This window comes from Streptomyces sp. CS113 (genome assembly GCF_002188365.1).
GTDB classification, from domain to species: domain Bacteria; phylum Actinomycetota; class Actinomycetes; order Streptomycetales; family Streptomycetaceae; genus Streptomyces; species Streptomyces tendae.
The window spans coordinates 1,252,418-1,264,747 of sequence record NZ_KZ195574.1; the positions used below are offsets into that span (position 1 = coordinate 1,252,418).

Genomic DNA, 12,330 nt, shown 5'->3' on the forward strand with positions numbered 1-12,330 from the left:
CCTTCGGGACACGGTGCGTGGGGTGCGGCGCGGGTGCCGGACCGGCGGTGCCCGGACCGGTGGTGGCCCTGGTCGCGGCGGTGCCGCCGACGAACGGTACGCGGGCCGACGTGCGGGGGCGGTCCAAGGCGGGTGTCGGCGTGTCGGCACGCGGGCCGACGGGGCCCCGGTCGACGCGCACGGCGGACAACCGGGCCGGGGCCGCCGTCGCGAGCGGTCTCCCGAGAGTGAGGCGCATGCGTATCGGCATGCGCGGACGGTACATCGGCCCACTCCCGCGCATAAGAGGGCCGGGAGCGGCCCATGACGGCCGGATGGCGATCGTGTGACAGGAGTGGCCGTGGACATGACGGTGGGCACAGGGGCTGAATAGGCTCCGAACAGGTTCCGAACGGATCTCGTGCCCCTACGACTTGGAGCTTTCGTGCACCGCAGAATCATCGTGCCGGGCGCACTGGGCGCCGCCTCCCTCATGCTGGCGATCCCGGCGTCGGCGGCGGCCCACTCCCCCGGCGCTCCGGGCATCGGCGACCCCTACTACCCGGCCTACGGCAACGGCGGCTACGACGTCTCGCACTACGACCTGCGCCTGAAGTACCAGCCGGCCACGGACCGGCTGGAGGGGACGGCGACGATCCTGGCCCGCACCACCGCGGACCTGTCGCGGTTCAACCTGGACTTCCTGCTGGACGTCGGCGAGGTGCGGGTGAACGGCGCCAAGGCCTCGTTCACGACCTCGGGCGAGCAGGAGCTGGAGATCACCCCGCGGAAGCCGTTGGACAAGGGCACACCCCTCACCGTCGTCGTCCGCTACAGCGGTGTGCCGTCCTCGAAGCAGGCGTTCGGCTTCACCAGTTGGCACCGCACCCCGGACGGCGGCGTCGCCGCGAACGAGCCCGAGGCCGCGGCCTGGTGGTTCCCCAGCAACGACCACCCGCTGGACAAGGCCACCTACGACGTGTCGGTGCAGGTGCCGGACGGCACCCAGGCGATCTCCAACGGCACGCTCCAGTCGACGAGTTCGCGGCTCGGCTGGACGCGCTGGAACTGGCGCTCGGACCAGCCGCAGGCCACGTACCTCGCCACGCTGGCGGTGGGGACGTTCGACCTCACCACCGGCACCACCGAGGGCGGCATCCCGGTCGTCAACGCCTACAGCAGGGACCTGGGCGCCAACGACGGCGCGGCGCGGGCCAGCGTGGAGCGGACCGGGGAGGTCGCGGACTGGCTGAGCGAGTACTTCGGGCCGTATCCGTTCGACGCGCTCGGCGGCTACGTGCCGAACACCACCACCGGGTACGCGCTGGAGACGCAGACCCGGCCGTTCTACAGCCCGCGGCAGTTCGCGAACGGGTCGAACGTGTCCGTCGTCGTGCACGAGCTGGCCCACCAGTGGTACGGCGACCTGGTCTCGGTGCGCGGCTGGAAGGACATCTGGATCAACGAGGGCTTCGCGCGGTACGCCCAGTGGCTGTGGTCCGAGCACGAGGGCGAGGGCACGGCGCAGGAACTGGCCGACTACACGTACGCCTCGCACCCGGCCGACGACGCGTTCTGGACGGTGAAGCCAGGTGACCCGGGCCCGGAGAACCAGTTCGACGGCGCCGTCTACGACCGGGGCGCGCTGGCCGTGCAGGTGCTGCGCAACGAGATCGGGGACGACGCCTTCTTCACCGTGCTGAAGGGCTGGCCCGCGAGGTACGCCCACGGCAACGCGTCCGTCGCGGACTTCCAGCGGTACGCCGAGGAGGTGTCGGGCAAGCCGCTCGCGGCGCTGTTCGACACGTGGCTGTTCCAGCCGTCGAAGCCGGACGCCCCGGCGGCGAGCACCCGGTCCCTCGCGAAGGCCCCCGCGACGCCGCCCGTGCAGCCCCGTTCCTGGCGGAAGATCGCCGCGACGAACGGCGTGCACGAGCACTGAGCCGCGGACGGCCTAGGCGGTGTCCCCGTGGTCGTAGACGGTCACGGGGATGCCGCGCCGGGCGAGGCGGTCGGATATGAGCGGCTCCACGCGGGACCACTTACCGCCTGCCAGGCCGCAGCCTATGCGGGGCATGTGCACGGACGCGTCCAGCTCGGCGGCCCTGTCGGCGACGCGGCCGAGAGCGGTGCCGATGGCCTCGTAGCGCACCGGGACGCCCTTGCTGCCGGTCCTCGTGCCGTGCTGGCCGATCATGTTGGCCACCCACACGTACGGCTCGACCTGGACGAACTGGACCGCTCCGAGACCGAAGTCGTTGGCCGCCCGGTCGCGGTGCCAGGCGCGGTACGCCGCCTCCGGCTGCGGCCAGCGGCGGGAGACGGCAAGGACGAAGCCCTTGCCCCAGCCACCGAGGTCGTTGCACACGTGGGCGATCATCTTGACGCCCTTGACCGACGGCGCGGTGGCGTCACCCCGGACGTATTCGATCTCCGACATGACGCCACCGTACGGGCCACCACTGACAGTGGCCCCGGGTCGCTACTCCTTCGGCGTCGCCGGCTCCTGCCCGGCCTGGTGCGCGACCCGGCGCCGGACGCCGAACCAGCCGGCCACCAGCATCACCGCGATGACGGGCACCAGCAGCACGGTCTTGCGGCCGACCTCCTCGTCGTTCCACATCAGGCCGATGACCGCCAGCAGGAAGGCGATCGTGACGATCTCCGTGACGGGGCTGCCGGGCAGCCGGAAGCTCGGCCGTTCGACCAGGCCCGCACGCGCCCGGCGGACGAACACCAGGTGGCAGATCATGATGATCACCCACGTGCTGATGATGCCCAGGGAGGCCACGTTCAGCACGATCTCGAAGGCCTTGCTCGGCACCAGGTAGTTCAGACCGACGCCGAGGACGCACACGGCGCAGGTCAGCAGGATGCCGCCGTAGGGGACCTGGCTGCGGCTCATCACGCCGGTGAACCGGGGCGCGGACCCGGCCATCGCCATGGAGCGCAGGATGCGGCCGGTGGAATACAGGCCGGAGTTGAGCGACGACATCGCGGCGGTGAGGACGACGAGGTTCATCACGTCACCGGCGGCCGGGACCCCGATCCCCGACAGCACGGTGACGAAGGGGCTCTCGTCACCCGAGTAGAGCGAACTGGGCAGCAGCAGGGCCAGGAGGACGACCGAGCCGACGTAGAACAGGGCCACCCGCCACATGATCGAGTTCACCGCGCGGGGAACGATCTTGTGCGGCTCGGCGGTCTCGCCCGCGGCGACGCCGACCAGTTCCAGGGCCGCGTAGGAGAAGATCACGCCCTGCATGACGAGGACCACGGGCATCACGCCGTGCGGGACGACGCCGCCGTGGTCGGTGATCATGCCCATGCCCGGGGTCTGCCCGCTCACCTCGTGCTGGGTAGCGAGCAGGAAGATGCCGATCAGCATGAAGCCGACGAGGGTGGCGACCTTGACGATCGCGAACCAGAACTCCATCTCGCCGAAGATCTTCACCGAGATCAGGTTCACGGCCAGGACCACCGCGAGGGCGACCAGGGCCAGCACCCATTGGGGGATGCTCGTGAACATGCTCCAGTAGTGCGTGTACAGCGCGATCGCGGTGATGTCGGCGATCCCGGTCGTCGACCAGTTCAGGAAGTACATCCAGCCGGCGACGTAGGCGCCCTTCTCACCGAGGAACTCGCGCGCGTACGACACGAAGGAACCGGAGGAGGGCCGGTAGAGGACCAGCTCACCGAGGGCCTTGACGACGAAGAAGGCGAAGACTCCGGCGACGAGGTAGGCGATCGCGAGCGCCGGTCCGGCGTCGCGCAGACGCCCGCCGGCGCCGAGGAAGAGGCCGGTGCCGATCGCGCCGCCGATGGCGATCATGTTGACGTGGCGGGCCTTGAGGTCCTTGCTGTAGCCGGCGTCGCCCGCGTCCGCGGGTCGTTCGGCCGCCTGTGGGTGGGCGGCGGCCTGTGCCGTGGCGACGGCGTCCTTGCTCACGGGTGGTTCCACTCTCTGGTGCGCCCGGGCGGGATGTGCCCGGGTCGTCCGTACAGTGACAAGGCCCGCACCACCCTCGCGGCACAGACCAAGGCAGCACCTTCCCACGACGCTGCGTAGACATGCGGTGTCATGTGTCACACAGCGTGACTTCTCACATGATCCGCCGCCGGTCTCCACCCGGTGCACAAGAGGTGTCACAGCATTGGTGGGACAGCGATACTGCTGCACATGACGACGAGCGACACCGAGGCAGCCGACGGCGGGGCGCAGACCCTCACGATCGACGAGCTGGCCGCGCGGGCCGGCGTCACGGTGCGCACGGTCCGCTTCTACGGCACCAAGGGGCTGCTGCCGCCGCCCGTGATCGGCCCGCGCCGGGTGGGACGCTACGACGGGGAGCACCTGGCGCGGCTGGCGCTGATCGAGGAGTTGCAGCACCAGGGCATGACGCTGGCCGCGATCGAGCGGTACCTGGGGCAGCTGCCGTCGGATCTGAGCGCCCGCGACCTGGCGCTGCACCGCGCGGTGGTGGCCTCCTGGGCGCCGGAGACGGTGGAGCGGGTCACCCGCCAGGAGCTGGGCAGGCGGGCGGGGCGACCGCTCACCGACGAGGAGGTGGACCGGCTGGGGGCGATGGACGTCGCGGTGCCCGACGGCGACGGCTACCGCGTCGACGCCGCGCTGCTCCGGCTCGGCGTCGAGCTGCTCGACGTGCCCTTCTCCCCCGAGACGGTCCTCGCCGCCCGCACCGCGCTCCTGGAGCACTCCCGCGCCGCCGCGCGGGACCTGTCGCGGCTGCTGCGCGACGCGGTCGCCGAACGCGACGCGCCGGACGTGCGGTCGCTGTCCGCCCACATGCACCCGCTGGTGGTGCAGGCACTGCTGACCACGTTCCAGCGGTCGCTGCGCGCGGAGCTGCGGGAGTGGCTCGACAAGGAGGCGGGTGAGTGATCCGGCGGCTCAGCGGCCGTCCGTGAAGACCTCCCCCTTGTCCGCCTTCTCCACCAGCAGGGCGGGCGGCGTGAAGCGGTCGCCGTAGCGGTCGGCCAGTTCGCGGGCACGGGCGACGAAGCCGGGCAGGCCCCCGTCGTAGCCGTTGATGTATTGCAGGACGCCACCGGTCCAGCCCGGGAAGCCGATGCCGAAGATCGACCCGACGTTGGCGTCGGCCACGGACGTCAGCACCCCCTCCTCCAGGAGCCTGACCGTGTCCAGCGCCTCCGCGAAGAGCATCCGCTCCTGCATGTCGACGAACGGGATCTCATAGCCCGGCTTGGTGAAGTGCTCGCGCAGCCCCGGCCACAGCCCGGCCCGCCTGCCGTCCTCGCCGTACGCGTAGAACCCGGCACCACCACTGCGTCCCGGGCGGCCGAACTCGTCGACCATGCGGTCGATGAGCGCCTCGGCGGGATGCGCCGTCCAGGTACCGCCCGCCTCCTCCACGGCCCGCTTCGTCTCCTCGCGGATCTTCCGGGGCAGGGTCAGCGTCAGCTCGTCCATCAGGGACAGCACCTTCGCCGGGTAGCCGGCCTGGGCCGCCGCCTGCTCCACCGAGGCGGGCTCGATGCCCTCGCCGACCATCGCGACGCCCTCGTTGATGAAGTGGCCGATGACCCGGGAGGTGAAGAAGCCCCGCGAGTCGTTCACCACGATCGGCGTCTTGCTGATCTGCCGCACCAGATCGAACGCGCGTGCCAGCGCCTCCTCCCCGGTCCGCTCGCCCTTGATGATCTCCACCAGCGGCATCCGGTCCACGGGTGAGAAGAAGTGCAGCCCGATGAAGTCGCCCTGCCGCTCGACGCCCTCGGCCAGCGCCGTGATGGGCAGCGTGGAGGTGTTGGAGCACAGCAGCGCGTCGGGGGCGACGACGTGCTCGATCTCCTGGAACACCTTGTGCTTGAGCGAGGTGTCCTCGAACACCGCCTCGATCACCGCGTCACAGCCCGCGAGATCGGCCACCTCGGCGGTCGGCGTGATCCGGGCGAGGAGCGCGTCGGCCTTCTCCCGGCTGGTCCGGCCCTTCGCGACGGCCTTCGCGCACAGCTTCTCCGAGTACGCCTTGCCCTTGACCGCCGACTCCAGCGAAACGTCTTTCAGCACCACGTCGATGCCGGCGCGGGCACACGAGTAGGCGATGCCCGCACCCATCATCCCCGCACCCAGCACGGCCACCTTCGTGACCTTCCTCGGCTCGACGCCCTTGGGACGGTTCGCACCCGAGTTGACCGCCTGGAGATCGAAGAAGAACGCCTGGATCATGTTCTTCGAGGTCTGACCGGCGGCCAGCTCGACGAAGTAGCGGGCCTCGATGACCTGGGCGGTCTCGAAGTCGACCTGGGAGCCCTCGACGGCGGCGGCCATGATGTTGCGCGGCGCCGGGTACGGGGCACCGTTCGTCTGCTTGCGCAGGTTGGCGGGGAAGGCGGGCAGGTTGGCCGCGAACTTCGGGTGGGCCGGAGTGCCGCCGGGGATGCGGTAGCCGGGCCGGTCCCAGGGCTGAGCCGACTCCGGGTGGGCGTCGATGAAGGCGCGGGCCTTGGCGAGCATGTCCTCGCGGCTGTCGGCGACCTCGTCGACCAGGCCGTTCTCCCGGGCGCGGCGCGGGTTGTACTGGGTGCCCTGGAGGAGGACCTTCAGGAGGGCGTCCGTGATGCCCAGCATCCGGACGGTGCGGACGACGCCGCCGCCCCCGGGGAGCAGGCCGAGGGTGACCTCGGGGCAGCCGATCTTGGAGCCGGGGGCGTCGAGGGCGACGCGGTGGTGGCAGGCCAGGGCGATCTCGTAACCGCCGCCGAGGGCCGCGCCGTTCATGGCGGCGACGACGGGCTTGCCGAGGGTCTCGATGCGGCGCAGGTTGCGCTTGATGGCCATGCCGCCGTCGAAGAGGTCCTGAGCCGTCTCCGGGGTGACGCGGATGAGGTCGCGCAGGTCGCCGCCGGCGAAGAAGGTCTTCTTGGCGGAGGTGACGATGACGCCGCGGATGGAGTCCTTCTCGGCCTCCAGGCGGTCGGTGATCGCCGCCAGGGAGTCGCGGAACGCCTGGTTCATGGTGTTCGCGGACTGGTCGGGGTCGTCGAGGACGAGGGTGACGACACCGGTGTCGTCCTGCTCCCAGCGGATGGTGGTGGGCTCGGTGCTCATGAGGGTGTGCTCCAGGTGATCCGTCGAGGCCGTCATGGCCGTCGTGGCCGTCGTATCCGTCGGGAGGGGGTCAGATGCGCTCGACGATGGTGGCGATGCCCATGCCGCCGCCCACGCACAGGGTGGCGAGGCCGTAGCGCTTGTCCTGGCGCTCCAGTTCGTCGACGAGGGTGCCGAGGATCATCGCGCCGGTGGCGCCGAGGGGGTGACCGAGCGCGATGGCGCCGCCGTTGACGTTGACCTTGTCCAGCGACAGGCCCATGTCCTTCACGAACCGCAGCACCACCGCCGCGAACGCCTCGTTGATCTCGACCAGATCGATGTCGTCGACGGTCAGCCCCGCCTTGGCCAGCGCCTTGCGGGTGGCCGGGGCAGGCCCGGTGAGCATGATGGTGGGCTCGGAGCCGGAGACGGCGGCGGAGACGATCCGGGCGCGCGGCCGCAGACCGTAGCGGTCACCGACCTCCTTGGAGCCGATGGCGACCAGGGAGGCGCCGTCGACGATGCCGGAGGAGTTGCCCGCGTGGTGGACGTGGTCGATCTTCTCCACCCAGTGGTACTTCTGCAACGCCACCGCGTCGAAACCGCCCAGCTCACCGATGTCCGCGAAGGACGGCTTGAGCTTGCCGAGGGAGTCCGCGGTGGTCCCGGGGCGCGGGTGCTCGTCGTGGTCGAGGACCGTGAGACCGGCGCGGTCGCGCACCGGCACGACGGACCGCTCGAAACGGCCCTCCTTCCAGGCGGTGGCCGCACGCTCCTGGGACAGCGCCGCGTACTCGTCCACGTCACGGCGCGAGAAACCCTCGATCGTCGCGATCAGGTCGGCCCCGATGCCCTGCGGGACGAAGTTGGTGGCGAGGTTCGTCATCGGGTCGTTGAACCAGGCGCCGCCGTCCGAGGCCATCGGGACGCGGGACATGGACTCGACGCCACCCGCGAGGACCAGGTCCTCCCAGCCGGAGCGCACCTTCATGGCGGCCATGTTGACGGCCTCCAGGCCCGAGGCACAGAAGCGGTTCTCCTGCACGCCGGCCACCGTGTCCGGCAGCCCGGCCGCGATCGCCGCGATACGCGCGATGTCGGAGCCCTGGTCGCCGACCGGACCGACGACACCGAGCACGACATCGTCCACCGCCGCCGGGTCCAGGTCGGGGAAACGGGCCCGGATCTCCTTGATGAGGCCGACCACCAGGTCGATCGGCTTCGTGCCGTGCAGGGCGCCGTTCGCCTTGCCGCGTCCGCGCGGGGTGCGGATCGCGTCGTACACGTACGCTTCGGTGCTCACTGGCAGGCCTTTCACTGAGGGTTGTGCACTGCGGGATCGGGGCGGGAGGCCGGGGGCGGGGCCCAGTCGGGGGCCAGCCCCCAGTCGCGGACGACGGCTTCGGTGCCGGCGCCGGGCAGGGCGGGCCCGGTGCGGACGGCGGTGGGCGTGGCGGAGAAGCGGGGAGCGGGGGCCGGCTGGGTGATGCCGTCGTGCTCGGTGAAGGTGGCGCGGGCGGCCAGGTGCGGGTGGTGCGGGGCCTCGCGCAGCGACAGGACCGGGGCCGTACAGGCGTCGGAGTCGGCGAAGACGGCCGTCCATTCGTCGCGGGTACGGGACTTGAACCGGGCGGCGACGGCCTCGCGCAGTTCGGGCCAGCGGGCCAGGTCGTCGCGGGCCGGTGCCAGGTCGGGGATGCCCAGCAGCCGCATGAACTCGGCGTAGAACTGCGGTTCGAGCGCACCGACCGCCATGTACCGGCCGTCGGCGGTCTCGTAGGTGCCGTAGAAGGGGCAGCCGCCGTCGAGGAGGTTGGCGCCGCGCCGGTCCTGCCAGCTTCCGGCGGCGAGCATGCCGTGGATCATCGTGGAGAGGTGGGCGGTGCCGTCGACGATGGCGGCGTCCACGACCTGCCCGGTGCCGCTCTCGCGCGCGTGGTGCAGGGCGGCGAGGATGCCGACGACCAGGTAGAGGGAGCCGCCCGCGTAGTCGCCGAGGAGGTTGGCGGGGACGGCCGGGGGCGCGTCGGGACCGCCGATCATGCCGAGGGTGCCGGTGAGCGCGATGTACCCGATGTCGTGCCCGGCGCGATCGGCGAGCGGGCCTTCCTGGCCCCAGCCGGTCATCCGGCCGTAGACGAGGCGCGGGTTGCGGGCGTGGCAGTCCCGGGGGCCGACGCCGAGCCGTTCGGCGACGCCGGGGCGGTAGCCCTCGATCAGGACGTCCGCGCGCGCGGCGAGGTCGAGGACGCGGGCCGGGCCGTCCGCTGCCTTGAGGTCGACGACCACGGAGCGCTTGTTGCGGTTGGTGACGTCGTGGGCCGGGTCGATCCCGAGGCCGGGCCCGCCGGGGCGGTCGACGCGCACGACGTCGGCGCCCAGGTCGGCCAGGAGCATGGCGGCGAAGGGCCCGGGACCGATACCGGCCAGCTCGACCACGCGCACGCCGGCGAGCGGGCCCTCGGTGCCCGGCGTCCGCGTCGGCGTCTTCGCTTCCGACATCCAGCCCCCAGCTCTGTGACACAACCGATGTAACACCAGTGATGCTAAGAACGTGTTCCACTGGGCACAAGACCCGGGCGAGCAAGCGCTTAGCCAATTATGGTGCAGGCTCCGCTCCGGGTCGCGCGATCCTCACGCTAGCCTCAGCCACCGGCAACGGCGCGTGCTGCGGACCCAGGGGTTGCCGACGGGTGACGAAGGGATGTCATGAGCAGGCTGAAAGCGGCCGACCGGCCGTACGACATCGTGCTGTTCGGGGCGACGGGGTTCGTCGGCGAACTGACGGCGGAGTACCTCGCCGCGCACGCACCGGAGGGACTGCGCTGGGCGATCGCCGGCCGCGACGGAGAGAAGCTGCGCCGCCTGCGCGACCGGCTGACCGCCGTGGCGGACAGCGCGGCGGACAGCGCGGCCGGCATCGGCGTGCTGCTCGCGGACGTGTCCGATCCGGCCTCGCTGCGCGGACTCGCCGCGCAGGCGCGGGTGCTGGCCACGACGGTCGGCCCCTACGTCCGGTACGGCGACGCGCTGGTCGCCGCGTGCGCGGAGGCCGGCACGGACTACCTCGACCTCACCGGGGAGCCCGAGTTCGTGGACCTGGCCTACGTCCGCCACGACGCCCGCGCGCGGGAGACCGGCGCCCGCCTGGTGCACGCCTGCGGCTTCGACTCCGTCCCGCACGACCTCGGCGTGTACTTCACCGTGCGGCATCTCCCGGAGGGCGTGCCGCTGAGGGTGGACGGCTTCGTGCGGGTCGGTGCCACGTTCTCGGGCGGAACGTTCGCCTCCGCGCTGGGCCAGTTCGCGCGCGGCCGGGCGCTGCGGGCCGCCGCGCTGGAACGCCGGCGGCACGAGCCCCGGCTGGTCGGCCGCCGCGTGGTGACGCCCACCGGGGCGCCCCGGTTCGCCGGGGAGGTGGGGGCGTGGGCGGTGCCACTGCCGACCGTGGACGCGCAGATCGTGCGCCGCTCCGCGAAGGCCCTGGACCGCTATGGCCCGGACTTCCGCTACCGCCACTACGCGGCCGTACGGCGGCTGCCCGTCGCGGTGGGCGGGGTGGCGGCCGTGGGCGCGCTGCTGGCGGCGGCCCAGGTGCCGCCCGCGCGGCGCTGGCTGTCCGGGCGGCTCGCGCCGGGCGAGGGACCGAGCGCCGAGCGGCGGGCGAAGAGCTGGTTCTCGGTCCGCTTCGTGGGCGAGGGCGGCGGCCGCACGGTGTTCACCGAGGTCGTGGGCGGCGACCCCGGGTACGACGAGACCGCCAAGATGTTCGCCGAGGCGGCGCTCTGCCTCGCCCTCGACCCCCTGCCGCCGACGGCCGGGCAGGTCACCACGGCCGTGGCGATGGGCGACGCGCTGACCGAGCGGCTGCGGGCGGCGGGCATCGGCTTCCGGGTCGCCGCGACCCGCTGAGCGGCCGCTCCGGGAGGCGTACAGCTGCCCCGCGGATCCGGCGCATCCCGCGGGTTCGGCAGGTCCAGCAGGTCGCGAGGGCCCGGCAGATCCGGTGAGCCCGGCAGATCCGGTGAGCCCGGCAGGCCCGGAGGGCCCGGGGCCTATCCGGCCCAACCGGCGATCGTGTAGATCATCCCGCCGATCCAGGCCAGCCCCGCGCCCACGGCCAGCACCAGCCCGGCGACCACGGCCCGCTCGACGGGCCGGCCGGGCTGGGCCGAGTACTCGGGTGCGCGGTGTGTCGTCATGCGTCCACCCTGCCGGGGCCGCGGGCGGCGGCACATCCGTACGGATACTCAGATCCACCTGAGCCTCCGGACCGGCCGATTTGAGACTTTCCCGGCACCTTCACGGCACCTGCCCCGACGCGACCGGGCGGCCTGCGCGGCAAAGTGCCAAAAAGGAGTTCAATGAAACGCTTGAAGGCATGAAGTTCCTTCTCGAAGTCACCATGGACGAGGGCGCGCTCGCCGAGGACCCCGCCGGCGAACTACAGCGGATCCTGCGGTACTGGGGCGGCAACCTGAAGCACTACGCACTGCGGGCCGGCGACGGCTCGGCGATCTACGACTCGGCGTACCGGGAGGTGGGCCGCTGGAGCGTCGAGGATCAGGCCGGGTAGGCGGCGTCCCGCAGGGCCGCGCGGCACAGGGCGTCGGCCCTGCGGGTGGTCTCCGGCAGCCGGTAGGCGGGCGTCAGGGCCAGGGTGTGGGCGCAGGCGTTGGCCAGGTCCACCCGGTGCCCGATGGAGACGAAGACCGGCTTCACGGCGTCACGGGTGCGCACCGCACGCCCGACCTCCTCGGCGCCGGCGAGCAGTGGGGACGTACTGCCGCGCCGTGTGTCCGGGGCGTCGTACGTGAAGGTGAACGGGTTCTTGGCCACGCCGATCGTGGGCAGGCCGGTGAGGACGCCCAGGTGGCTCGCGAGGCCGAAGCGGCGCGGGTGGGCCAGGCCGTACCCGTCGCACACGACCAGGCCGGGCGCGCAGGGCAGCGCCGCCAGGGCGGCGAGCACGGTCGGGATCTCCCGGAAGGCCAGCAGACCGGGCACGTAGGGGAAGGAGATCCGCCCGACGGCCGTGGCCTCGGCGACGACGGCGAGGGTCGCGGCGTCCAGCACGACGGCCGCCGCCGCGACGACGTCGCGTTCGTCGTCGTAGGCGACGTCCACGCCGGTCACCCGGCCGGTGCCGGGCGGGGGCCCGGGCTCGTCGAGCACCACGCGAGCGCGCAGTTCGTCCTGGACGGCGCGGGCCCGCTCCTCGGTCGCGGGCCAGTCGGCGGGGATCTGGACGGTCACGGTGGTCATCGTGGCCGCAA

The 12,330-nt window shown here is 72.1% G+C and carries 11 protein-coding genes; 4 read left to right on the forward strand and 7 right to left on the reverse strand.

Annotated features, from left to right (window positions below; translation table 11 throughout):
* Positions 1 to 424 precede the first annotated feature (424 nt).
* Positions 425 to 1,921: a M1 family metallopeptidase gene (locus B9W62_RS05425; protein ID WP_179235363.1), complete on the forward strand. Its 1,497-nt coding sequence runs from the start codon at positions 425 to 427 to the stop codon at positions 1,919 to 1,921.
* A gap of 12 nt (positions 1,922 to 1,933) precedes the next feature.
* Here B9W62_RS05425 and B9W62_RS05430 read toward each other — a convergent pair whose 3' ends face one another.
* Both B9W62_RS05430 and B9W62_RS05435 read right to left on the reverse strand, forming a co-directional pair.
* Positions 1,934 to 2,419, reverse strand: coding sequence for a macro domain-containing protein (locus B9W62_RS05430; RefSeq protein WP_087805701.1), 486 nt, complete (start codon positions 2,417 to 2,419; stop codon positions 1,934 to 1,936).
* Between the two features lie 42 nt (positions 2,420 to 2,461).
* Positions 2,462 to 3,928: an amino acid permease gene (locus B9W62_RS05435; protein ID WP_087805703.1), complete on the reverse strand. Its 1,467-nt coding sequence runs from the start codon at positions 3,926 to 3,928 to the stop codon at positions 2,462 to 2,464.
* Positions 3,929 to 4,159: 231 nt separating this feature from the next.
* Here B9W62_RS05435 and B9W62_RS05440 point away from each other — a divergent pair, with 231 nt between their 5' ends.
* On the forward strand, positions 4,160 to 4,882 hold the full coding sequence (locus B9W62_RS05440; RefSeq protein WP_179235364.1) for a MerR family transcriptional regulator: 723 nt from the start codon (positions 4,160 to 4,162) through the stop codon (positions 4,880 to 4,882).
* A 9-nt stretch (positions 4,883 to 4,891) separates the two neighbouring features.
* Here the strand turns inward: B9W62_RS05440 and B9W62_RS05445 are convergent, their stop codons facing one another.
* The 3 genes from B9W62_RS05445 to B9W62_RS05455 all read right to left on the reverse strand — a co-directional run bounded on the left by B9W62_RS05445 (position 4,892) and on the right by B9W62_RS05455 (position 9,556).
* The gene (locus B9W62_RS05445; RefSeq protein ID WP_087811756.1) at positions 4,892 to 7,072 is read right to left on the reverse strand and encodes a 3-hydroxyacyl-CoA dehydrogenase NAD-binding domain-containing protein; all 2,181 of its coding nucleotides are present in this window, start codon (positions 7,070 to 7,072) and stop codon (positions 4,892 to 4,894) included.
* 70 nt (positions 7,073 to 7,142) lie between these two features.
* On the reverse strand, positions 7,143 to 8,357 hold the full coding sequence (locus B9W62_RS05450; RefSeq protein WP_087805707.1) for an acetyl-CoA C-acetyltransferase: 1,215 nt from the start codon (positions 8,355 to 8,357) through the stop codon (positions 7,143 to 7,145).
* A gap of 11 nt (positions 8,358 to 8,368) precedes the next feature.
* Positions 8,369 to 9,556, reverse strand: a complete 1,188-nt coding sequence (locus B9W62_RS05455) for a CaiB/BaiF CoA transferase family protein (RefSeq protein WP_087805708.1) — start codon at positions 9,554 to 9,556, stop codon at positions 8,369 to 8,371.
* 207 nt (positions 9,557 to 9,763) lie between these two features.
* On the opposite strand from B9W62_RS05455, the gene B9W62_RS05460 reads away from it, so the two are divergent.
* Positions 9,764 to 10,966, forward strand: a complete 1,203-nt coding sequence (locus tag B9W62_RS05460) for a saccharopine dehydrogenase family protein (RefSeq protein ID WP_087805710.1) — start codon at positions 9,764 to 9,766, stop codon at positions 10,964 to 10,966.
* A 143-nt stretch (positions 10,967 to 11,109) separates the two neighbouring features.
* Here B9W62_RS05460 and mmpA read toward each other — a convergent pair whose 3' ends face one another.
* Positions 11,110 to 11,256, reverse strand: a complete 147-nt coding sequence (gene mmpA, locus B9W62_RS05465) for a morphogenic membrane protein MmpA (protein ID WP_087805712.1) — start codon at positions 11,254 to 11,256, stop codon at positions 11,110 to 11,112.
* 179 nt (positions 11,257 to 11,435) lie between these two features.
* On the opposite strand from mmpA, the gene B9W62_RS05470 reads away from it, so the two are divergent.
* Positions 11,436 to 11,630, forward strand: coding sequence for a hypothetical protein (locus B9W62_RS05470; protein ID WP_107424191.1), 195 nt, complete (start codon positions 11,436 to 11,438; stop codon positions 11,628 to 11,630).
* Here the strand turns inward: B9W62_RS05470 and B9W62_RS05475 are convergent.
* A complete protein-coding gene (locus B9W62_RS05475) occupies positions 11,618 to 12,319 on the reverse strand; it encodes an endonuclease V (protein WP_087805714.1) in 702 nt (233 codons plus the stop codon). The genes B9W62_RS05470 and B9W62_RS05475 overlap by 13 nt on opposite strands.
* Positions 12,320 to 12,330: the final 11 nt, after the last annotated feature.